We start from the raw sequence: 19485 nt of genomic DNA, 5'->3' as shown, positions 1-19485 counted from the left end.
GGCTGGTGCTGCCGCCGGGGACGGGCGAGATTGCGCGGCCCCATGCTCTTCACCCTCGCGCACCTGTCCGACCTGCACCTGCCTGTACCCTCCGGGGCGATCCGCCCGCTCGGGCAACTCGCGGGGAAGCGCTTGCTCGCCTATCTCGCCTGGCGGCGCAAGCGGCGGCGCGCGGTGCCGGCCGCCACCCTGCTGGCCGACGTGGCGGCGGCGGCGGCGGACCACGTGGCCGTCACGGGCGACCTGACGAACCTCGCCCTGCCCGGCGAGTTCGCGGCGGCGCGGGACCTGCTGGCCGCGCTCGGCCCGCCGGAGGGGGTGACGGTGGTGCCGGGCAACCACGACGCCACCGCCCCCGTGCCCTGGGCCTCCGGCATCGGGCAGTGGGCGCCCTGGATGGCGGGGGAGGCCGGGGACGTGCCTTTCCCCTTCCTGCGGCGGCGCGGGCCTGTGGCGCTGATCGGCCTCTCCTCGGCGGTGCCCACCCTTCCCGGATCCGCGGCGGGCCGGCTGGGCCCGGCGCAGCTCGCGGCCCTGCCCGCCCTGCTGGACACGGCGCGGGAGGAGGGGCTGTTCCGGATCGTGCTGATCCACCACCCGCCGGGGATCGGCCCCGGCGGGCGGCGGAAGGCCTTGTCGGACGGGCCGGCGCTGCGCGGGGTGCTGGCGCGGCACGGGGCGGAGCTGGTGCTGCACGGCCACCACCACCGGCCCATGCGGGGCGCGATCCCCGGCCCGGCCGGCCCCATCCCCGTGCTCGGGGTGCCCCAGGCGCTCGCGGCCGGGCGCGCCGGGCCGCCGGGCTGGCAGGTCCTGCGGATCAGGCGGGAGGGGGATGGCTGGCGGGTGGAGGTGGAGTTGCGCGTGCAGGCGGCGGCGGGCGGCCCCTTCCGGGCGGCGCCGCCGGACCTGCTTCGGATCAGTAGCGCAGGCGGATCGTCATCACCGACTCCCCGGCCGGCACGCTGAAGCGGACGGCGGAGAAGGAGGGAAGGCCGGTGGCGGTCGGGGCGTCGTTGGAGAAGCCGTAGCCCTCGGCGGGCATGCCGATGAGGGTGCGGTTGAAGTCGTGGTCGCCGTTCTCGTCGTGATAGACGGCGATGGCGTAGGTGCCGGGCGCGGCCAGGGCGAAGCACGCCTCGGCGGAGGTGGTCCGCAGGGGGATCCGCTGGCGGGCTAGGTAGGCCCGGCTGGCCAGGAAGCGCTCCGGCCGCGGGCCGTAGATCGTGATCGTGGCGTTGCCCGCGGCGCGGCGGGCGCCGGTGACGGTGACGCGGAGCCGCGGCCCCTCCGGCGCGTCCGCGGCCGCGCAGGCGGTCACGCGCGGGCCGTCCTCCGGCGCCGCGGCGGCGGGGCGTGCCGGCGTGAGCAACAGGGGGAGCAACGGGGCGAGCAGCGCCAGGGCGGCCAACTGGAACCGCCGGGGCCGCGAACCTATAGTCCGTGCCGCCACGAGACGCCCCCTTCCCGGCCGCGCGAGTCCTTCGATGCCCGATGCGTTACCGAATGTCACCCCGAACGCCACGATGACCAAGTTCGGCTACCCCGCCACGCTGATCGGTGAGACCGGCCACTGGAGCGTGCTGCTGCGCCCGCAGCAGGTCACGCTCGGCGCCCTCGTCCTGGCCTGCCGGGAGGAGGCGACCGCCTTCGGGGCCGTCAGCCCCGCCGCCTTCGCCGACCTGCACGCCGCCGTGTCCCGCATCGAGCCGATCCTGCGCGACCTCGTGGGTTATGAGAAGATCAACTACCTGATGCTGATGATGGTGGACCCGGACGTCCACTTCCACGTCATCCCCCGCTACGAGGGCGCGCGGGCGCATCTCGGCCAGGACTTCCCCGATGCCGGCTGGCCCGGGCCGCCCGCGCTGGGACAGGCGGTGGAGCCGGAGGAGGCGGTGCGGGAGGATCTGCTGCGCCGGTTGCGCGAGGCCTGGGCCGCCACGGCGGCCTGAGCGGCCGGGCGTGAGCGCGCGCGCAGGGGCCGGTGGCAGGCCGCCGGCGGGGAGCGGGCTGGTCAGCCGCTACATGCTTCGGCTGCTCGTCCGGCCGCTGGCCGGCACGCTGCTGCTCGTCCTGCCCGCCCTGCTGCTGGAGCGGCTGCTGCGGCTCTTCGACCTGCTGGCGGGCTCGGGCAGCCCGGCCAGTTCCATCGCGCAGCTCCTGCTCTACCTGATCCCCCACTACCTTGGCCTCGCGGTGCCGGCGGCGCTGTTCCTCGCGGTCTATTCCGTCATCTCCCGCCTCAGCCAGGACCATGAGCTGGACGCGCTGCAGGCCTCCGGCCTCTCCCTCGCGCGGATGGCGCGCCCCTTCCTGGGGGTGGGCCTCCTCTGCGCGCTGCTGGGCGGGGCGCTCTACGGCTACGTGCAGCCGATGAGCCGCTACGCCTACCGCGCCGCGCTGCACGCGCTGACGGAGGCGGGGTGGAACGCCACGCTGGTGCCGGGCGAGTTCGCGCAGGTGGGTCGGCGCCTGACCGTCTTCGTGGAGCGGCGGGACCCCGGGACGGGGCTGCTGCACGGCATCCTCCTCCACCAGCGCCAGGATGACGGCACGGAGGTGCTGACCACGGCCGCGACGGGCGAGATGGTGCTGGATGCCGGGCGGAGCGAGCTGCTGCTGCAGCTGGAGGACGGGCGGCAGGTGACGCTGGACGCGGGGGGCGGGGCCTCCACCCTGAACTTCGCCTCCTCCGGCCAGTCGCGGCCCTTCGTGCGGCGCCTGCCGATCTTTCGCCTCCGCGGCGCGGATGAGCGGGAGATGACGCTGGACGAGCTCTGGACGGGGCTGGGGCGGTCGGACCTCCCCGTGCCGGCGCGGCGGATGCGCGGGGAGCTGCACGGGCGGCTGGTGCGCTCGGCCTCGCTGCTGCTGCTGCCGCTGCTGGCGGTGCCGATGGGGCTGGCGGCCAAGCGCTCGCGCCGCTCCGTTGCCATCCTGCTCGGCGCGGTGATCCTGGTGGTCTACCAGCAGGCCGTCCAGCTCGTGGAATCGCTGGGCGACCTCGGGCGGATCGACCCGCGGCCGGGGATGTGGCTGCTCTTCGCGCTCTTCGCCGCCTTCTCCCTCCTCGTCTTCCGGCACAGCAACCGCCACCCGGCCGAGGGGGCCTTCGACGGCGTGCTGGAGCGGCTGGACCGGGCGGCGGGCTGGGCCGGCGCCCGGCTGGCCCGGCTGCTGCCCCGCCGGGCGGGGGTGGCCCGATGAGGCATTGGTCGTGAGGCCTTCGTCGTGAGGGTTCCCTACTGATGCCGCTCGTGCTCGCGCGCTACCTGACGGGGATTTTCCTCGCCCGGGGGGCGGCGGTGCTGCTCGGCCTCGCCGCGCTGCTCCAGCTGCTGGACCTTCTGGACAAGGCGGGGGACGTGCTCTCCCGCGGCGGGGTGCTGGATATCGGGCGCTACGCGCTGCTGCGCCTTCCCTCCACCCTCGGGCAGCTCGTGCCGCTGGCGGTGCTGGTGGCGGCGATCCTGACCTTCCGGCGGCTGGCCGCCACGCTGGAGATCACGGCCATGCGGGCCTCCGGCGTCGGCATGGTGCGGATCATGGCGGCGCTGGCGCCCGCCTGCCTTCTCGCGGCGGGGCTGCAGATCGGGCTGCAGGCGGGGCTGGCGCCGCGGACGGAGCGCGCGCTGCTGGACTGGTGGAACCACCGGGAGGCGCAGGACCGCCCGCTCGCGCTGCAGCGCCGGATCTGGCTGCGGAGCGGGCCGGACATCCTGGCGGCGGACGCGGTCTCGCCGGACGGCACGGCGCTGGGCGGCGTGCTGCTGGTGCGGCGGGACGCGGTGGGGCGGGTGGCGCTGCGGATCGCGGCGGAGGAGGCGCGGCACGGGGCGGAGGGCTGGCGGCTGACGGGCGCGCGGGTGCTGCGCTTGGGCGCGGCGCGGGAGATGGCGACCCCGGACGTCACCTGGCCGGAGGGGCCCCTGCCCCGGGAGATGCGGGAGCTGGCGAGGCCGACCGAGGCGCAGGGCGTGACGGCGCTGCTGCGGGGCGAGAGAGGGTTCGGGCCGGTCACCCGCGGCCCCGCCTACTTCGCCACGCGGGTCCAGGCGATGGCGGCGGCGGCGCTGGCGCCCTTTCTCATGCTGCTCCTGGCGGCGCCCTCGGGTTTCGGGCTGCCGCGCCAGCTGGGGGGCGGGCGGCGCATGGCGGTTGGCCTGGCGCTGGGGCTCGGCTATCTCGTGGCGCAGGGTCTTTTCATCGCGATCGGCGAGGCAGGGGGGCTCGGCCCCCTGCCGGCGGCCTGGTCCATGCTGCCCTGCTTCGCCGTCGCCGGCCTGCTGCGCCTCTGGCGCGAGGAAGCCTGAGAGGCCGCAAGGTCCGGGCGAGGAGTCGATCACATGGATGGTCCCTGGCGCGGCGGTCGGAGCCCCGACCCCGGCTCTCGCGTCGAGGTCGTTCCCGTCGCGGACCGCGCGGGGATGGAGCGGTTCATCCGCCTGCCGCACGCGCTGATGCGCGACGACCCGGCCTGGGTGCCGCCCCTGCTGATGGAGCGGCGGGACGCGCTCTCCCCGAAGAAGAACCCCTGGTTCCGCCACGCGGAGGCGGCGTTCTGGATCGCGCGGCGCGACGGCCGGGACGTCGGCCGCATCAGCGCGCAGGACGACCGGCTGGTGCCGGAGGAGGAGGGCGGGCGCCCCGGGCATTTCGGCCTGCTGGCGGCGGAGGACGACCCGGAGGTCTTCGCGGCCCTGCTGGGCACGGCCGAGAGCTGGGCCCGCGCGCGCGGGCGGCGGCGGATCCTCGGCCCCTTCAGCCTCTCCATCAACGACCAGACCGGGCTTCTCGTCTCCGGCTTCGACACGCCGCCCATGCTGATGATGCCGCACGATCCGCCCTATGCCGGGGCGCGGCTGGAGGCGCTGGGCTACGCCAAGGCGCGCGACGTGCTGGCCTATGTCAGCGACGGGCTGGACCCGCTGCCCCCGGCCGCATCGCGGGCGATCGCCCGCGGCCTGCCCTCCGGCGTCTCTCTGCGGCCGCTGCGCAAGGCGAGGCTGCGGGAGGAGGTCGAGGCGCTGATCGACATCTTCAACGAGGCCTGGTCAGGGAACTGGGGCTTCGTGCCCTTCACCGCGGAGGAGGTGGCGCACCTCGCCTCCGAGTTGCGCCCGCTGCTGGACGAGCGGCTGGTCTGGTTCGCGGAGATCAGTGAGCGGCCGGTGGGCTTCGCCGTGTGCCTGCCCAACCTGAACGAGGCCATCCGGGACCTGGACGGGCGCTTGCTCCCCTTCGGCTGGGCGAAGCTGCTGTGGCGGTTGAAGGTGGCCGGCGTCACCTCCGCCCGCGTGCCGCTGATGGGGGTGCGGCGGGAGATCGGGATGGGGATGTTCGGGCGCGTGCTGCCGCTCTTCCTCGTGGAGGCCCTGCGGAAGGAGGCGCTGGCGCTCGGGATCAGGCGGATCGAGATGTCCTGGGTGCTGGAGGACAACCTGCCCATGCGGCACATGGCGGAATCTTTCGGGGCCAAGGCCTACAAGACCTACCGCGTCTACGGGAAGGCGCTGTGAGCGGCGTGACGGCGCTGGTGCTGGCGGGGCAGCGGCGCGGGACGGATCCGATGGCCGCGGCGGCCGGCGTCTCGCACAAGGCGCTGCTGCCGGTGGCGGGCGTGCCGATGCTGCTGCGGGTGCTGGCCGCGCTGCGGGCGTCGCCGGGCATCGGGCGCGTGGTCGTCTCCATCGAGGAGCCCGGGCGGGTGCTGGCGGGGCTGGAAGGGCTGGACGGCGTGATCCTGCGCCCATCCGGCACCAGCCCTGCCCGCAGCGCCGCCGCGATCTTCGAGAGGTTCGGCGCGCCGCTGCTGGTGACCACGGCCGACCACGCGCTGCTGACGCCGGACATGGTGGGGCATCTTCTGCGCGCCGCCCCGCCCGGTGCCTCCGCGGTCGCGGCGCTGGCGCGGCGCGAGACGATCCTAGCGGAGTTCCCGGACACGCGGCGCACCTGGCTGCGCTTCCGCGACGGCAGCTTCAGCGGCTGCAACCTGTTCCTGCTGTCCCGGCCGGAAGCATCGCGGGCGCTGGAGTTCTGGCAGCGGCTGGAGGAGCAGCGGAAGCGGCCCCTGACCATGGCCCGGATGCTCGGCCCGCTGCCGCTGATCCGCTACGCGCTGGGCCGGATGACCCTGCGGGAGGGGCTGGACGCGGTCGGCGCGCGCTGCCGCACGCCCGTCGCCGTGGTGGAGATGCCCTTCGGAGCGGCGGCGGTGGACGTGGACAAGCCGGACGACCTGGCCCTGGTGGAGGCGACGCTGCGCGCCGGGGCGGGCTGAGCCGGGGGACAACCCGGGCCCGGAAACGAGGAAGGGCTGCCGGATCGCTCCGACAGCCCCCCTTGGGCCAGAGGCCCAGGACTTCCTGAGCCCCCGACCCAGTTCTGCGGCTCAGTTCTGCGGCTCAGTTCTGCTGGCCGGCGCCGCCCGTGGCGCCGCTCTGCTCGAGAAGGTTCCCTGCGGCATTGCCGGCCAGAGGCGTGCGGCTCTCCGCGGCGACCCAGCGGCCGGAGGCAGTGGTGCCCTCGGGGACGCGGTCCTGGTCGGCGAAGGCGGGGGCTGCGACGGAACCGATCAGGGCGGCGGCGAGGGCGAGGGTGCGAAGGTTCGTCATGGCGGCATGTCCTAAATGGATGGGGCGGCGACGTGCCGCCCTGCGTTGACAGGCAGATGCGCCCGGCAGTCCGCGAAAGCCAGCGCAGGGGATGGATACCTTTTATCCACGGCACGGATATCATCCCGGCCGGCTCCTACCCCCGACCCGCCCGGACACCGCCTCAGCCCAGCGCCAGCTCCGCGATGTAGGGATCGAGCGCGTGGAAGGCCGTCGCGGCCTCGCGCAGCTCCCGGCTGGCATGGGACCAGTAGAGCACGGTGACCGCGAAGCCGTCCGCGACCAGTTGCGTCACCGCGGGCTCATAGTCGCCGTCGCCAGCGACGAGGGTGATCCGGTCGCGGCGCGGGTCGCCGAACCGGTAGGCGTCGCGGCAGAGCCGGGTCACGAGGCTCGTGTCCACCCGCTTCTCCCGTCCGGAGAAGCTGCGCTCCACCGTCACCACCTCGAAGCCCGCCCCGGCCGCATGGCGCCAAACGCCCGCATTGGTGTCGGTGGTGCTGCCGAAGACGACCGCCCGCACCGGATCGGCGGCCCGGGCGAGCAGGGCCATGAGGCGGTAGAGGTCCAGCCGGTAGCCGAAATCGAGCGCGCCCCTTTGCCCGGCATCCTGCGGGCTGGCGGCGAGGCCCTGCGCCACCGCGCTCACCTTCTGGGCCTCGATGAAGAGGTTGCTGCTGTCGATGTAGGCGAGGTGCGTCAGCTGCCCCCTCCCCTGCCCCGGGGCACGCCTAGCGCCAGGTCGGCTGGCCGAGCCCCGCGGGACCATCATAGGACGGAGGCGAGGCGTCACGCCGCCCATCGAAGGACGGGCTGGGCTCCGGATCGTCCAGGCGGTTCCGCAGCGGCCGACCGTAGGACGTCTCGTCCTGCGGCTGGTACCGGGCCGGGTCCTGGGGCTGGTACTGCTGCTGGTACTGGGATTGATACGGCTGCTGGTACTGCTGCTGCTGGTACTGTTGCTGATACTGCTGCTGATACTGGGGTTGATCCCGCGGCTGGTACTGCTGCTGGTACTGAGGTGCCTGCCCCCGGCCGTACCCGTCATCCCACTGGCCCGGCCCGCCCGAAGAAGGTCCGGCATAGCCCGGAGGCCCATCAGGCCTGGCACCGAATGGGACCTCGCCGGGGCGGTAGGCCGGCGCGGCGCCGTAGCCGCGGTAGGGCGGCTGGCCGTCATAGGGAGAAGGCACTGCCGCGCCGGGCGGAACAGGCGGCGGGAGCGCGTAGCCACCCGCCGGCACCTGGGGCGGGTAGGGCTGCGAGTAGACGGGCGCGTAGTAGTCCGGGGGCGGCACGCAGGCCGAGAGCAGCAGCCCGGCCGCCCCGACGGCGAGAATGGTCCTGACCGGCATCATCGATGCTTCCCCTTGGAGCGTGGGGCTAGAGAACGTCCCGACGATGGCAGCATTCCGGCCGACCGGTGTCGGCGGCGGGACGGCGGCCCTGCCGTAACGATCAGGCGCCCGGCGAAGAACGGCGGAGCGTGCCCCATGCCGGGAGTCGTTGCACGCCCGGCGACGCGCCGCCAGGACATCCGGGTTCGCCCCTTGCCGCCGCCGCCCCCGCCTCTCAGAGTGCGCGCAACGATACGGGGGAGGAAACAGTGACCCAGCCCATGCACCGCCGCGCCCTGCTCTCGGCCGCCGCCGCCCTGCCCGCGCTGGCCGCGCCACGCCTGGCCGCCGCGCAGCCCCGCTACAAGCCGGAGTACAAGATCACCGTGGTGGGCAACCGCCCCATCGCCCTCTCGGAATCCGCCTTCGTCTGGGCCGACCTGGTGAACCAGCGCAGCGAGGGGCGGCTGAACTTCAAGGTCTATCCCGGCTCATCCCTCGTCGGCGGCGACCAGACGCGGGAGCTGGTGGCGATCCGCCAGGGCGTGATCGATGGCGCCGTCTTCTCCACCATCAACATCTCGCCGCAGGTGCGGGAGATGAACCTCTTCTCCCTGCCCTTCCTCATGCCCGGCCATGCCGCCTTCGACGCGCTGGTGGCGAGCGAAGTGGGCGCCGCCCTGTTCCGCACCCTCGCCCAGCGCGACATCGAGCCGCTGGCCTGGGGCGAGAACGGCTTCCGCGAGATCAGCAACTCCAAGCGCGCGATCCGCGCCCCCGCCGACCTGCGCGGGCTGAAGATCCGCTTCGCCGCCGGCGCCATCTTCTCCGAGATCTACACGGCGCTGGGCGCCAACCCCGTGCAGATGTCCTTCGCGGACCTGCAGCCCGCGCTCTCCACCGGCGCGGTGGACGGGCAGGAGAACCCCGTGAACCTCTTCCTCGGCTTCCGCATGGACACGCTGGCGCAGAAGCACCTGACGATGTGGAACTACTGCGCCGATGCCGGCATCGTCTCCATCAGCAAGCCCGTGCTGGCGAGCCTGGAGCCACGGGACCGCGAGATCGTGGTGGAGGCGGCGCGAGAGGCCGGGGGGGCCGGCAACAACGCCGCGCGCAAGGGCCTCGGCGTTCCCCCCAGCACTGACCGTTCCTCGCTGGAGGAGTGCGCGCGGCGCGGCGTGGAGGTGATCGACCTTTCCGCCGCCGAGAAGCGCGCCTTCGCCGCGGCGACGAAGCCCGTCTACGACAAGTGGGCGGCCACCGTCGGCACCGACCTCGTCCGCAAGGCCGAGGCCGCCATCGCCCGCGTGAGCTGACGCAACCAAGGCCATCATGACCGAGCACGCCGATATCCAGGCCCCGGGCCTCCAGCTCGGGGAGGCCCCGCCGCGCATCCCCATCACCGTGGAGGGCGCGCTGGGCGCGGCCACCATGGCGGTGCTGGCCGTGATCACCATGGCCAACGTCGCCATGCGCTACCTGACGGATGTCTCCATCGCCTTCACCGAGGAGTACTCGGTGGCGCTGATGGTCATCATGACCTTCCTCGGCAGCGCCGCCGCCTTCGGGGCGGACCGGCACATCCGCGTCACCTACTTCACCGAGAAGCTGCCCCTCCGCACCGCGCGCATGGTGGAGATCTTCGTCCTCCTCTGCTGCCTGCTGGTCTTCGGCTCCCTCGCCTGGTTCGGCGCCTACTACACCTGGGACGAGTACCGCTTCGAGGTTCTCTCCCCCGGCCTCGGCGTGCCGCAATGGCTCTACACGGGCTGGATGCCGCTCATGTCCCTCGTCATCTGCGCGCGCCTTCTCGGCCGCATGGTCCGGGTGGCCCGCGCGTGACGCTCGCCATCCTTCTCCTCGTCGGCCTGTTCATCCTCCTCATGCTCGTCGGCGTGCCCATCGGCGTCGCCATGGGCCTCACCGGCTTTCTGGTGATCGCGATGGAGGGCATGGGCGTCATGGCCCTGCCCACCAACATCTGGACGGGCATCGCCAAGTACCCCCTCCTCGCGCTGCCCATGTTCGTCCTGGCGGGCATGGTGTTCGAGCGGGCGGGCGTGGCCGCGCGCATGGTCGGCTTCGCCCAGCTTCTCGTCGGCAACCGCACCGGGGCGCTGGCGATCGTCGCCGTGCTGCTCTGCATGATCCTCGGCGGCGTCAGCGGCTCCGGCGCGGCGGATGCGGCCGCCGTGGCCGCGGTGATGGTGCCGCCCATGCTGCGGCAGGGCTACCCGCCCTCCTACGTCGCCTCGCTCACGGCCGCGGGCGGATCGACGGACGTGCTGATCCCGCCCTCCATTCCCTTCATCGTCTATTCCGTGCTGGTGCCGGGCGTCTCCGTCCCCGCGCTGTTCCTCGCGGGCGTGGTGCCGGGGATCCTCTCCGGCCTCGCCCTTATCATCCCCGCCATCTGGCTCGCCCGGCGCGGCGGCTTCGGCCTGCCCGAACCCCGCTCCGCCCGCCCTCCCCTCACCGCCGCCCGCCTCTGGCGATCCTTCCTCGAAGCCCTCTGGGGCCTCGCCGCGCCGGTGGTGATTCTCGGCGGCCTCCGCTCCGGCGCGTTCACGCCCACCGAGGCGGCGGTGGTCGCCGTCTTCTATGGCCTCTTCGTCGGTGTGGTGGTCTATCACAGCCTGTCCTGGCGGGACATCTACGAGGTGCTGCGCGACAGCGCGGAGATCTCCGCCGTCGTGCTCCTCATCATCGCGCTGGCCGCGATCTACGCCCATGCCGGCAGCGCCGCAGGCATCTTCGACGCGCTGGCGACGCTGCTGATCGGGCTGACCACGAACGAGACGGTGATGCTGCTCGCCATCACCGTGCTGCTGATGATCGCCGGCACCGCGCTGGACGCCATCTCCACCTACCTCATCTTCCTCCCCATCCTCCTGCCCATCGCCGCCATGTTTCAATGGGACCTGACCTGGTTCGGCGTGATCATGACCATGAACGTCGCCATCGGCGCCTTCACCCCGCCGACGGCCGTGAACCTCATGGTCACCTGCCGCATCGCCGGCTGCACCATGGAGAGCACCATGGTCTGGGTCTGGTGGTTCCTGCTGGCGATGACGGCCGTGCTGCTGGCCGTGACCTTCGTGCCGGAGATCGCGCTCGCCCTGCCGCGCTGGATGGGGGACCTGTAGAGGGGGCCGCGCGCCCGCAGGTCACGCGGCGCCGCCGTCACGCGCCCGGGCGATGCAGATCTGGTTCAGGCTGTCGGCCGTGAGCGGGTTGCGCGCGAAATCCCCGTAGCGAGCCACGAGCTCCAGCCCTCCCGCCTCGAGGAGCAGGGGCAGTTCCTGCGGGAAGAACTGGCGGAGGACGAGCGGGGCCATGAACCTCTCCCCCAGCCCGGCCTGCTGGACGCGCCACTGCGAGACGCGCACCTGCCCGACCGGGTCGTAGGTCGCCCTCTCCTCGGCCTCGATCGCCGAAGCGGGGTTGGGCCCGAGATCCAGCCGCAATGCCGCATCCGCGGGCCGGGACAAGAGGCGGAGATCCGGCCGCACGACATCGAACGCAAGGACGCCGCCGGGGGCGAGATGCCGGCGCACCGCGGTGAGGCAGGCGCGCAGATCCTCCAGCGCCGTGAGGTGGGCGAGCGAGTTGCAGGAGATGATGATCACCCCGAAGCGCCGCCGGAGCTCGAAATCCCGCATGTCGCCCTGGACGAAGGAGAGGGCGAGCCCTGTTCCGGCCGCCTTGCGCGCCGCCGCCGCCAGCATCTCGCGCGAGGCGTCCAGCCCGACGACATCGTGCCCGTCCTCCGCGATCGGAAGGCTCAACCGGCCCGTTCCGCAGGCCAGTTCCAGAACCGCCCCGCCACGCCGCGCCTCATGACGGTAGAAGGCCTCGCAGGGGCCCGGGCGCATGATGGCGTCGTACAGCTCGGGGACGTCGTAAAGCGAAGGGCTGGGAAGTGAAGGGCTGGGAAGTGAAGGGCTGGCCGCGGCGGCCTCGCGGACCGGCGTCGAAGCCGGAGGGCGGAACAGGCCATCACGGGGCTGGATGTCTTGATGGGAGAGGGAAAAGGACGGGGAAGGCCAGGGGCGTTCTGATGTCATTCGCATGGGACGTGCCGTCTCATTCATCCAGAGCGGCCTCAACCGAATTCGAGGGCTGCTCCCGGCTTGTTTCGATGCTCGATCGGCAGGGTCTGCGCCCATCCCCGCTCGACCCCGGGCAAATCCGTTCTGATCTGCCAAAGAATCACGCAGGGCCCGCTCAACTGCCCGGCGGCGCGCCATGCCGTTCCGATCAGGATCGGCGGCCTTCCCCCTCCACCCTGGCACGCTTCTCGCAACAACCCCGTGAGCCCGGCCCGCCGCGGAGGACCCGCGGGCGCACCGGCCCTTGTGGGACGCGAGAAGAATGAACACGAATCTCACCCGCCGCGCCGCCCTGGCCGGTCTGGGCGGCGCCCTGGCCCTGCCCGCCATCCGCCCCGCCTTCGCGCAAGGCGCGCCGATCAAGGTGGGCGTCCTCCACTCCCTCTCCGGCACCATGGCCATCAGCGAAACGGCGCTGCGCGACACCGTGCTGATGATGGTGGAGGACCAGAACCGGAAAGGCGGCGTGATGGGCCGCCGGCTGGAGGCCGTGGTGGTGGACCCCGCCTCCAACTGGCCTCTCTTCGCCGAGAAGGCGCGCGAACTCCTGGCCGTCTCCAAGTGCGACGTTGTCTTCGGCTGCTGGACCTCGGTCTCCCGCAAGTCCGTGCTGCCCGTGTTCGAGGAGCTGAACGGCCTTCTCTTCTACCCCGTGCAGTACGAGGGCGAGGAGCAGTCCAAGAACGTCTTCTACACCGGCGCCGCCCCGAACCAGCAGGCGATCCCGGCCGTTGAGTACCTGATGGGCAGGGATGGTGGCGAGGCCAAGCGCATCGCGCTGCTGGGCACGGACTACGTCTATCCCCGCACTACGAACCGCATCCTCCGGGCCTACCTCAACAGCAAGGGCATTGCGGATGCCGACATCATGGAGGAGTACACGCCCTTCGGTCACTCCGACTGGCAGGGCATTGTCTCCCGCGTGAAGCGCTTCGCAGGCGAGGGCAAGAAGACCGCCATCGTCTCCACCATCAACGGCGACGCCAACGTCCCCTTCTACCGCGAGCTCGGCAACCAGGGCATCAAGGCCGAGGACATCCCCTGCGTCGCCTTCTCCGTGGGTGAGGAGGAGCTGGCGGGCATCGACACCAAGCCGCTGGTCGGCCACCTGGCCGCCTGGAACTACTTCATGTCGGTGGAGGGCGCGCCGAACACCGCCTTCAAGAGGATGTGGGCGGACTACATCAAGAACGACAAGCGCGTGACCAACGACCCGATGGAGGCCACCTACACCGGCTTCCGCATGTGGACCCAGGCCGTGGAGAAGGCCAAGTCCACGGGCGTGGATGCGGTGCGCGAGGCGATGTACGGCCAGAAGGTGATGGCGCCCTGCGGCTACGAGGAGGTGATGGGCACCAACCACCACCTCTCCAAGCCCGTGATGATCGGTGAGGTGATGGAGAACGGCCAGTTCAACATCGTCCACAAGACGGCGAACGCCATCCCCGCCGAGAACTGGTCCCCCTTCATCCCCGAGAACCGGAACCGCCGGGGCTGACAGGAAAGGAGGGTGGCGGGGCAACCTGCCGCCCGCACGATCATGAGGCGCATCCTCCCCCTTCTCCTGGTCCTGCTGTTCGCTCTTCCGGCGGCCGCGCAGGACGCCTTCCTCGACGCGCTCCCCGGCCTCGCCGGCGGCTTCGGGACCCAGGCGGAGGCGGTGGAGCGCCTGGGCGCCGGGGGCGACCCCCGCGCCCTGCCCGTGCTGCGCGCCCTCTCGGAGAGCACCCTCCGCAAGAGCGGCAGCACGATCATCCTGCCGGACGGCCGGGACGCCGCCACCGGGCAACCGGCCGACACGGCGGGCGCCGAGACGGTCCGCATCAACAACCGCGTCCGCTCCGCCCTGCGCGGCGCCCTGGGGCGCCTGCAGCTCGTCTCCGCCAGCGCGGATGAGCGCTTCGCCGCCGCGGATTCCGTCTTCCGCAGCCGCAGCGCCGACAACATCGCGCCGCTGGAGGCCGCGATCGCGCGGGAATCCGTGCCGCGCGTGAAGGAGCGGCAGGAACTCGCCCTCGCCGCCTCCCGCCTCGTCGCCGCCGATGCCGCCGTGAAGCGCCAGGGCATCGCCACCCTCGGCGAGGCCTCCTCGGAGGACGCCCGTGCCCTGCTGCTGGAGGCCCGCGCCACCAACCCCGACATGACCGCCGAGATCGACAGGGCCGTCGCCGCCATTGACAGCCGCTTGACCTTCAAGCGCGCCGCCGAGACCCTGTTCCAGGGCCTCTCCCTCGGCTCCGTCCTGCTCCTCGCCGCGCTCGGCCTCGCCATTACCTTCGGCGTGATGGGCGTGATCAACATGGCGCATGGCGAGTTCGTCATGCTCGGCGCCTACACCACCTTCGTGGTGCAGGAGGCCTGCCGCGGCATTCCCTGGCTGCTGCCCTGGTCCCTCCCCCTCTCCGTCCCCGCCGCCTTCCTCGTCGCCGGCCTCGCGGGCGCGGCGCTGGAGCGCGGGCTGATCCGCCATCTCTACGGCCGCCCGCTGGAGACCCTGCTGATGACCTTCGGCGTCGGCATGATCCTGCAGCAGGCCGTGCGCCTGGCCTTCGGCGCCCAGAACCGGGAAGTGCTCTCCCCCGCCTGGATGCAGGGCATCCTCTCCCTGCCCGGCGGCATCAACATCACGCAGAACCGCCTCTGGGTGATCGTCTTCTCCCTCCTCGTGCTCGGCGTCACCCTCGCCGCCATCCGCCTCACCCGCTTCGGGCTGGAGATGCGCGCGGTGGTGCAGAACCGCCGCACCGCCGCCACCATGGGCATCCGCACCGGCCGGGTGGACGCCCTCACCTTCGCCTTCGGCTCCGGCCTCGCCGGCATGGCGGGCGTCGCGCTCTCCCAGATCGACAACGTCTCCCCCAACCTCGGCACGGGCTACATCATCGACAGCTTCATGGTCGTGGTCTTCGGCGGCGTCGGCAGCCTCATCGGCACTCTCGTCGGCGCCATGGGGCTGGGCGTGCTGAACAAGGTCATCGAGCCATGGGCCGGCGCCGTGCTGGCCAAGGTGGCCGTGCTGGTGATCATCATGCTCTTCATCCAGCGCCGCCCGCGCGGCCTTTTCGCCCTCAAGGGCCGGGCGGCCGAGGCATGAGCGCCACCACCGCCCCCGCCGGGACCACGCGCGGCATCCCCGCCCGACAGATCCTGCGCGGCGCGATCCTGATCGCGATCCTGCTCCTCGCGCTCCTGCCGCTCCTCAACCACCTGCCCGCCGACAGCGCCTTCCGCGTCTCCGACTTCACGGTCGCCGTCACGGGCAAGTGGATCTGCTACGCCGTGCTGGCGCTGGCGATCGACCTGGCCTGGGGCTACGCCGGCATCCTCTCCCTCGGCCACGGCGCCTTCTTCGCCCTCGGCGGCTACGCCATGGGCATGCACCTGATGCGCCTGATCGGCCCGCGCGGCGTCTACGGCCACCCCGTGCTGCCGGACTTCATGGTCTTCCTCGGCTACCGGGAGCTGCCCTGGTACTGGCTGGGCTTCGACCACTTCCCCTACGCCATCCTCATGGCGATGATGATCCCCGGCCTGCTGGCCTTCGTCGTCGGCTATCTCTCCTTCCGCAGCCGCATCACCGGCGTGTACTTCTCCATCATCACCCAGGCGATGACCTATGCCTTGATGCTCGCCTTCTTCCGCAACGACATGGGCTTCGGCGGCAACAACGGCTTCACCGACTTCAAGGAGTTGCTGGGCGTCCCGCTCAACACGCAGGGCGCGCGCGCCGGCCTCTTCTATGCCGCCCTCGCGCTGCTGGCCGGCTCCCTCCTCCTCTGCCGCCACCTCGTCGGCACGAAGCTCGGCCGCGTCCTCGTCGCGGTGCGGGATGCCGAGAGCCGGGTGCGCTTCCTCGGCTACTCCGTCACCGCCTTCAAGCTCACCGTCTTCGTCCTCTCCGCCGTGCTGGCGGGCCTCGCCGGCGCCCTCTACGTCCCGCTCGTCGGCATCATCAACCCCGGCGAGTTCGCCCCCGGCAACTCGATCGAGGCGGTGATCTGGGTCGCCGTCGGCGGCCGCGGCACCCTCATCGGCGCCCTCCTCGGAGCCTTCTCCGTCAACGCGCTGAAGACCTGGCTCACCTCCGTCGCGCCGGACCTCTGGCTCTTCGTCCTCGGCGGGCTCTTCGTCGCCGTCACGGTCTTCCTCCCCCGCGGCCTCATCGGCCTGTTCCGGAGGCAGGCGAAGTGAGCAGGCCCGGCCTCTACATGGACGGCGTCTCCGTCGTCTTCGACGGCTTCCGAGCCCTCAACAACCTTTCCCTCATCGTCGATCCTGGCGAGCTGCGCGCGATCATCGGCCCCAACGGCGCGGGCAAGACGACGATGATGGACGTCATCACCGGCAAGACCCGCCCCACCGCCGGCACGGTGCGCTTCGGCGACGCCGACCTAACGCGGATGGACGAGGCCCGCATCGCCAATCTCGGCATCGGCCGCAAGTTCCAGAAGCCCACCGTCTTCGACGCGCTGACCGTGTTCGAGAACCTGGAACTGGCGCTCAAGGCCCCGCGCGATCCCTGGTCCTGTCTCCGCTGGGCGCTGGGCGGCGAGGCGCGCAAGCGGATCGAGACCATCGCGGAGGAGATCGGCCTGTCCGCCCGCGCTGGGGATCCCGCCGCCATCCTCTCCCACGGGCAGCGCCAGTGGCTGGAGATCGGCATGCTGCTGATCCAGGACCCCGACCTGCTGCTGGTGGACGAGCCTGTGGCGGGCATGACCGATCAGGAGACGGAGCACACCGCCGCCCTGCTCCGCCGCATCGCGGGCCAGCGCAGCGTCGTGGTGGTGGAGCACGACCTGGAATTCGTCCGCGCCCTGAACAGCAGGGTGACGGTGCTGCACGAGGGGACGCTGCTTTCCGAAGGCAGCATCGACACCGTGCAGAACGACCCGCGCGTGATCGAGGTGTACCTGGGACGATGACCCTGCGCGCGACCGACATCCGCCTCTCCTACGGTGCCAGCCTCTGCCTGCGCGGCGTGGACCTCTCCGCTGATCCCGGCAGGATCACCTGCGTCCTCGGCCGCAACGGCGTCGGCAAGTCCTCCCTCATGCGCTCCATCATGGGAGTGGAGCGCATCGGCGGCGGCCGCATCGAGTGGGAGGGCCGCGACATCGCCGGCCTGTCCCCCGCCGACCGCGCCCGCGCCGGCATCGGCTACGTGCCCCAGGGACGGGAGATCTTCCCCTTCCTCACCGTGCAGGAGAACCTGGAGACGGCGCTCGCCGCCGCCCCGCGCGGCAGCAATGTCTCGACCGAGGTTTTCGACCTCTTTCCCATCCTCCGCCAGTTCCTGCGCCGCCGCGGCGGCGACCTCTCGGGCGGCCAGCAACAGCAGCTCGCCATCGCCCGCGCCCTCACCGCCCGCCCGCGCCTGCTGATCCTCGACGAGCCGACCGAGGGCATCCAGCCCAGCGTCATCAAGGACATCGCCCGCGTCATCCGCCACCTGGCGAAGGACCGCGGCATGGCCGTGGTGCTGGTGGAGCAGTACTTCGAGTTCGCCCGCGACCTGGCCGACCGCATTACCGTCATGGTCCGCGGCGAGGTGGCGCTGGAGGGCGAGGCGGGCGCGCTGGAGGAGGACTCCGTCCGCCGCCTGCTGACGGTGTGATTCAGGAAGGCTTGAGGGTTCCTGGCGCAGCATGGGGGCGCCCGCGGCAATCCCGCCACCGGCGCGGCCTGGACACCCCTCATGCCCCTCCCGCTCAACCGGTTGCGCATCCGCGGCCGCATCCTGCTCTCGATCGGCCTCCTCCTCGCCGTGCTGACCGGCCTGGGCGGCTTCGCCCTGCACCGGATCGACGGGATGAACCGCCTCTCCGCCGATCTCGCGGACAACTGGCTGCCCAGCGCCCAGGCCCTCGGCGACGTGGCGCTGGAATTCGAGAAGCTGCGCGCGCGGGAGACGCAGATGATCCTGCGGGCCGATGACCGGCGCGGCCACTCCATCGGCCTCTCGGTCGAGAGCCACAGGCTGATGGACGATTCGTTGGCCCGCTACCGCGCCCTCGTGAGCGGCGCGGAGGAAGGGGCCCTGCTGCGCGCCATGGAGGCCGCCTGGGCCGGCTACCGGCCGCACAGCGAGGGCATGGTTGCCGCCGCCCGGGCGAACGACAACGCGCGCGCCTCCGAGATCCTCTTCCGCGCCACCACGGAACCCCTGGCCGCGGTGCGGCAATCCATCGGCGCCGCGCGGCGTTTCCAGACCGATGGCGGCAACGGCGTGGCCACCGCCTCGAAGGCCATGGGGGGTTCCGCCTTCGCCTGGATCATCGGCGTCCTCGCCGCCGGCATCCTCGTCAGCCTTGTCGTCGGTCTGGGGCTCGTGCGCGGCATCTCCGGCCCCATCACGGGCATGACGGCCGCGATGCGCCGGCTGGCGGACCACGATCTCGGCGTGGACATCCCCGGCGCCGGCCGCCGGGACGAGATCGGCGAGATGGCCTCCGCCGTCACGGTCTTCCGCGACAACATGAGGGAGGCCGACCGCCTCGCCGCCGAGGCCGAGGCTGCCCGCGCCTTGCGGGAGGCGCGGGCAGCGGGGCTGGAGGCGCTGGTGCGCGGCTTCGAGGGGCGCGCGGGGGAGATGGTCCGCACCCTCTCGGCCGCGAGCACGGAGCTGGAGGCGACGGCGCGCGGCATGACCGGCACGGCCGAGGGCACGAGCGAGCGGGCGGACCGCGTGGTGGCCGCGGCCGGCGAGGCGAGCGGGGGCGTGCAGACCGTGGCCGCCGCCGCCGAGCAGCTGACGGCCTCGATCGGCGAGATCAGCCGGCAGGTGGCCCAGGCCACCGCTGCCGCCGGGCGCGCCGTGGAGGATGCGCGGCGCACCGACGGCACGGTGCAGGCCCTGGCCGAGGGCGCGGCGCGCATCGGCGACGTGGTGCGGCTGATCACCGACATCGCCGGCCAGACGAACCTGCTGGCGCTGAACGCGACGATCGAGGCGGCGCGCGCCGGCGAGGCCGGGCGCGGCTTCGCGGTGGTGGCGAGCGAGGTGAAGACCCTAGCCGCCCAGACCGCGAAGGCCACGGAGGAGATCGGGGCGCAGATCGCCGGGATCCAGGCCGCGACGGACCAGGCGGTGGTGGCGATCGGCGGCATCGGCCGGACGATCGAGGAGGTGAGCGGCATCGCCGTGGCGATCGCCGCGGCGGTGGAGGAGCAGACAGCGGCCACGGGCGAGATCGCGCGCACGGTGCAGGAGACGGCGCGCGCGACCGAGGCGGTGACGCTGAACATCGCCGATGTCAGCCGCGGCTCGACCGAGACGGGGGCGGCAGCCGGCCAGGTGCTCTCGGCCGCCTCCGACCTCGCCGGGCAGGCCGAGCGCCTGAACGGCACCGTCGCCGAGTTCGTGGCCGAGGTCCGCTCGGCATGAACCCGCCCCCGCCCTCCGCGTTGCCC

General features: G+C 72.4%; 20 protein-coding genes. 15 read left to right on the top strand and 5 right to left on the bottom strand.

Features of this window, described 5'->3' with window-relative positions; translation table 11 throughout:
* Nucleotides 1-42 precede the first annotated feature (42 nt).
* On the top strand, nt 43-969 hold the full coding sequence (locus tag VQH23_RS13280; protein WP_338661211.1) for a metallophosphoesterase: 927 nt from the start codon (nt 43-45) through the stop codon (nt 967-969).
* On the opposite strand, the gene VQH23_RS13275 is transcribed toward VQH23_RS13280, so the two are convergent.
* On the bottom strand, nt 920-1411 hold the full coding sequence (locus VQH23_RS13275; protein ID WP_338661210.1) for a DUF2141 domain-containing protein: 492 nt from the start codon (nt 1409-1411) through the stop codon (nt 920-922). The two genes, VQH23_RS13280 and VQH23_RS13275, sit on opposite strands and share 50 nt — an antisense overlap.
* A gap of 76 nt (nt 1412-1487) precedes the next feature.
* On the opposite strand from VQH23_RS13275, the gene VQH23_RS13270 reads away from it, so the two are divergent.
* The 5 genes from VQH23_RS13270 to VQH23_RS13250 are packed head-to-tail and all read left to right on the top strand — an operon-like array spanning nt 1488 to nt 6286.
* On the top strand, nt 1488-1955 hold the full coding sequence (locus VQH23_RS13270) for an HIT family protein (protein ID WP_338661209.1): 468 nt from the start codon (nt 1488-1490) through the stop codon (nt 1953-1955).
* Nucleotides 1956-1965: 10 nt separating this feature from the next.
* The gene (locus tag VQH23_RS13265) at nt 1966-3210 is read left to right on the top strand and encodes an LptF/LptG family permease (RefSeq protein ID WP_338661208.1); all 1245 of its coding nucleotides are present in this window, start codon (nt 1966-1968) and stop codon (nt 3208-3210) included.
* A 41-nt stretch (nt 3211-3251) separates the two neighbouring features.
* On the top strand, nt 3252-4316 hold the full coding sequence (locus VQH23_RS13260; RefSeq protein ID WP_338661207.1) for an LptF/LptG family permease: 1065 nt from the start codon (nt 3252-3254) through the stop codon (nt 4314-4316).
* Between the two features lie 33 nt (nt 4317-4349).
* Nucleotides 4350-5522 (top strand): dATP pyrophosphohydrolase, encoded by a 1173-nt coding sequence (locus VQH23_RS13255; RefSeq protein ID WP_338661206.1) that lies wholly within the window; start codon nt 4350-4352, stop codon nt 5520-5522.
* Entirely contained in the window at nt 5519-6286 is a 768-nt protein-coding gene (locus tag VQH23_RS13250) for a nucleotidyltransferase family protein (RefSeq protein WP_338661205.1), read from the top strand. The genes VQH23_RS13255 and VQH23_RS13250 overlap by 4 nt, the downstream gene beginning before the upstream one ends.
* Nucleotides 6287-6410: 124 nt before the next feature.
* On the opposite strand, the gene VQH23_RS13245 is transcribed toward VQH23_RS13250, so the two are convergent.
* From VQH23_RS13245 to VQH23_RS13235, 3 genes are all read right to left on the bottom strand, one after another.
* The gene (locus VQH23_RS13245; protein ID WP_338661204.1) at nt 6411-6620 is read right to left on the bottom strand and encodes a hypothetical protein; all 210 of its coding nucleotides are present in this window, start codon (nt 6618-6620) and stop codon (nt 6411-6413) included.
* Nucleotides 6621-6783: 163 nt separating this feature from the next.
* Nucleotides 6784-7269 carry an NYN domain-containing protein gene (locus VQH23_RS13240; RefSeq protein WP_338661203.1) on the bottom strand — a complete coding sequence of 162 codons (486 nt, stop codon included), beginning with the start codon at nt 7267-7269 and terminating at the stop codon, nt 6784-6786.
* Between the two features lie 82 nt (nt 7270-7351).
* On the bottom strand, nt 7352-7978 hold the full coding sequence (locus tag VQH23_RS13235; RefSeq protein WP_338661202.1) for a hypothetical protein: 627 nt from the start codon (nt 7976-7978) through the stop codon (nt 7352-7354).
* Between the two features lie 248 nt (nt 7979-8226).
* On the opposite strand from VQH23_RS13235, the gene dctP reads away from it, so the two are divergent.
* Genes dctP through VQH23_RS13220 form a run of 3 tightly spaced genes read left to right on the top strand, consistent with a single transcriptional unit; the run spans nt 8227 to nt 11106 of the window.
* Nucleotides 8227-9276 (top strand): TRAP transporter substrate-binding protein DctP, encoded by a 1050-nt coding sequence (gene dctP, locus VQH23_RS13230; RefSeq protein ID WP_338661201.1) that lies wholly within the window; start codon nt 8227-8229, stop codon nt 9274-9276.
* A 16-nt stretch (nt 9277-9292) separates the two neighbouring features.
* Nucleotides 9293-9802 carry a TRAP transporter small permease gene (locus tag VQH23_RS13225; protein WP_338661200.1) on the top strand — a complete coding sequence of 170 codons (510 nt, stop codon included), beginning with the start codon at nt 9293-9295 and terminating at the stop codon, nt 9800-9802.
* A complete protein-coding gene (locus VQH23_RS13220) occupies nt 9799-11106 on the top strand; it encodes a TRAP transporter large permease (RefSeq protein WP_338661199.1) in 1308 nt (435 codons plus the stop codon). The genes VQH23_RS13225 and VQH23_RS13220 overlap by 4 nt, the downstream gene beginning before the upstream one ends.
* Nucleotides 11107-11127: 21 nt before the next feature.
* Here VQH23_RS13220 and VQH23_RS13215 read toward each other — a convergent pair whose 3' ends face one another.
* Nucleotides 11128-11835, bottom strand: a complete 708-nt coding sequence (locus VQH23_RS13215; RefSeq protein WP_338661198.1) for a class I SAM-dependent methyltransferase — start codon at nt 11833-11835, stop codon at nt 11128-11130.
* Between the two features lie 499 nt (nt 11836-12334).
* Between VQH23_RS13215 and urtA the strand changes: the two genes are divergently transcribed.
* From urtA to VQH23_RS13185, 6 genes are all read left to right on the top strand, one after another.
* A complete protein-coding gene (urtA, locus tag VQH23_RS13210) occupies nt 12335-13570 on the top strand; it encodes an urea ABC transporter substrate-binding protein (RefSeq protein ID WP_338661197.1) in 1236 nt (411 codons plus the stop codon).
* Between the two features lie 42 nt (nt 13571-13612).
* Entirely contained in the window at nt 13613-15166 is a 1554-nt protein-coding gene (urtB, locus tag VQH23_RS13205) for an urea ABC transporter permease subunit UrtB (protein WP_338661196.1), read from the top strand.
* On the top strand, nt 15163-16263 hold the full coding sequence (gene urtC / locus VQH23_RS13200; RefSeq protein WP_338661195.1) for an urea ABC transporter permease subunit UrtC: 1101 nt from the start codon (nt 15163-15165) through the stop codon (nt 16261-16263). The genes urtB and urtC overlap by 4 nt, the downstream gene beginning before the upstream one ends.
* Nucleotides 16264-16280: 17 nt before the next feature.
* Entirely contained in the window at nt 16281-16997 is a 717-nt protein-coding gene (gene urtD / locus VQH23_RS13195) for an urea ABC transporter ATP-binding protein UrtD (protein WP_338666099.1), read from the top strand.
* A complete protein-coding gene (gene urtE, locus VQH23_RS13190) occupies nt 16994-17689 on the top strand; it encodes an urea ABC transporter ATP-binding subunit UrtE (RefSeq protein WP_338661194.1) in 696 nt (231 codons plus the stop codon). Before urtD ends, urtE begins: the two co-directional genes overlap by 4 nt.
* 81 nt (nt 17690-17770) lie before the next feature.
* On the top strand, nt 17771-19459 hold the full coding sequence (locus VQH23_RS13185) for a methyl-accepting chemotaxis protein (RefSeq protein WP_338661193.1): 1689 nt from the start codon (nt 17771-17773) through the stop codon (nt 19457-19459).
* The last annotated feature ends 26 nt before the right edge of the window (nt 19460-19485 follow it).

Origin of the sequence: Pararoseomonas sp. SCSIO 73927, from assembly GCF_037040815.1 — a bacterium.
GTDB lineage: Bacteria > Pseudomonadota > Alphaproteobacteria > Acetobacterales > Acetobacteraceae > Roseomonas.
Note: the sequence above shows the minus strand (reverse complement) of the source record. Positions and strands in the feature narration are given on the sequence as shown.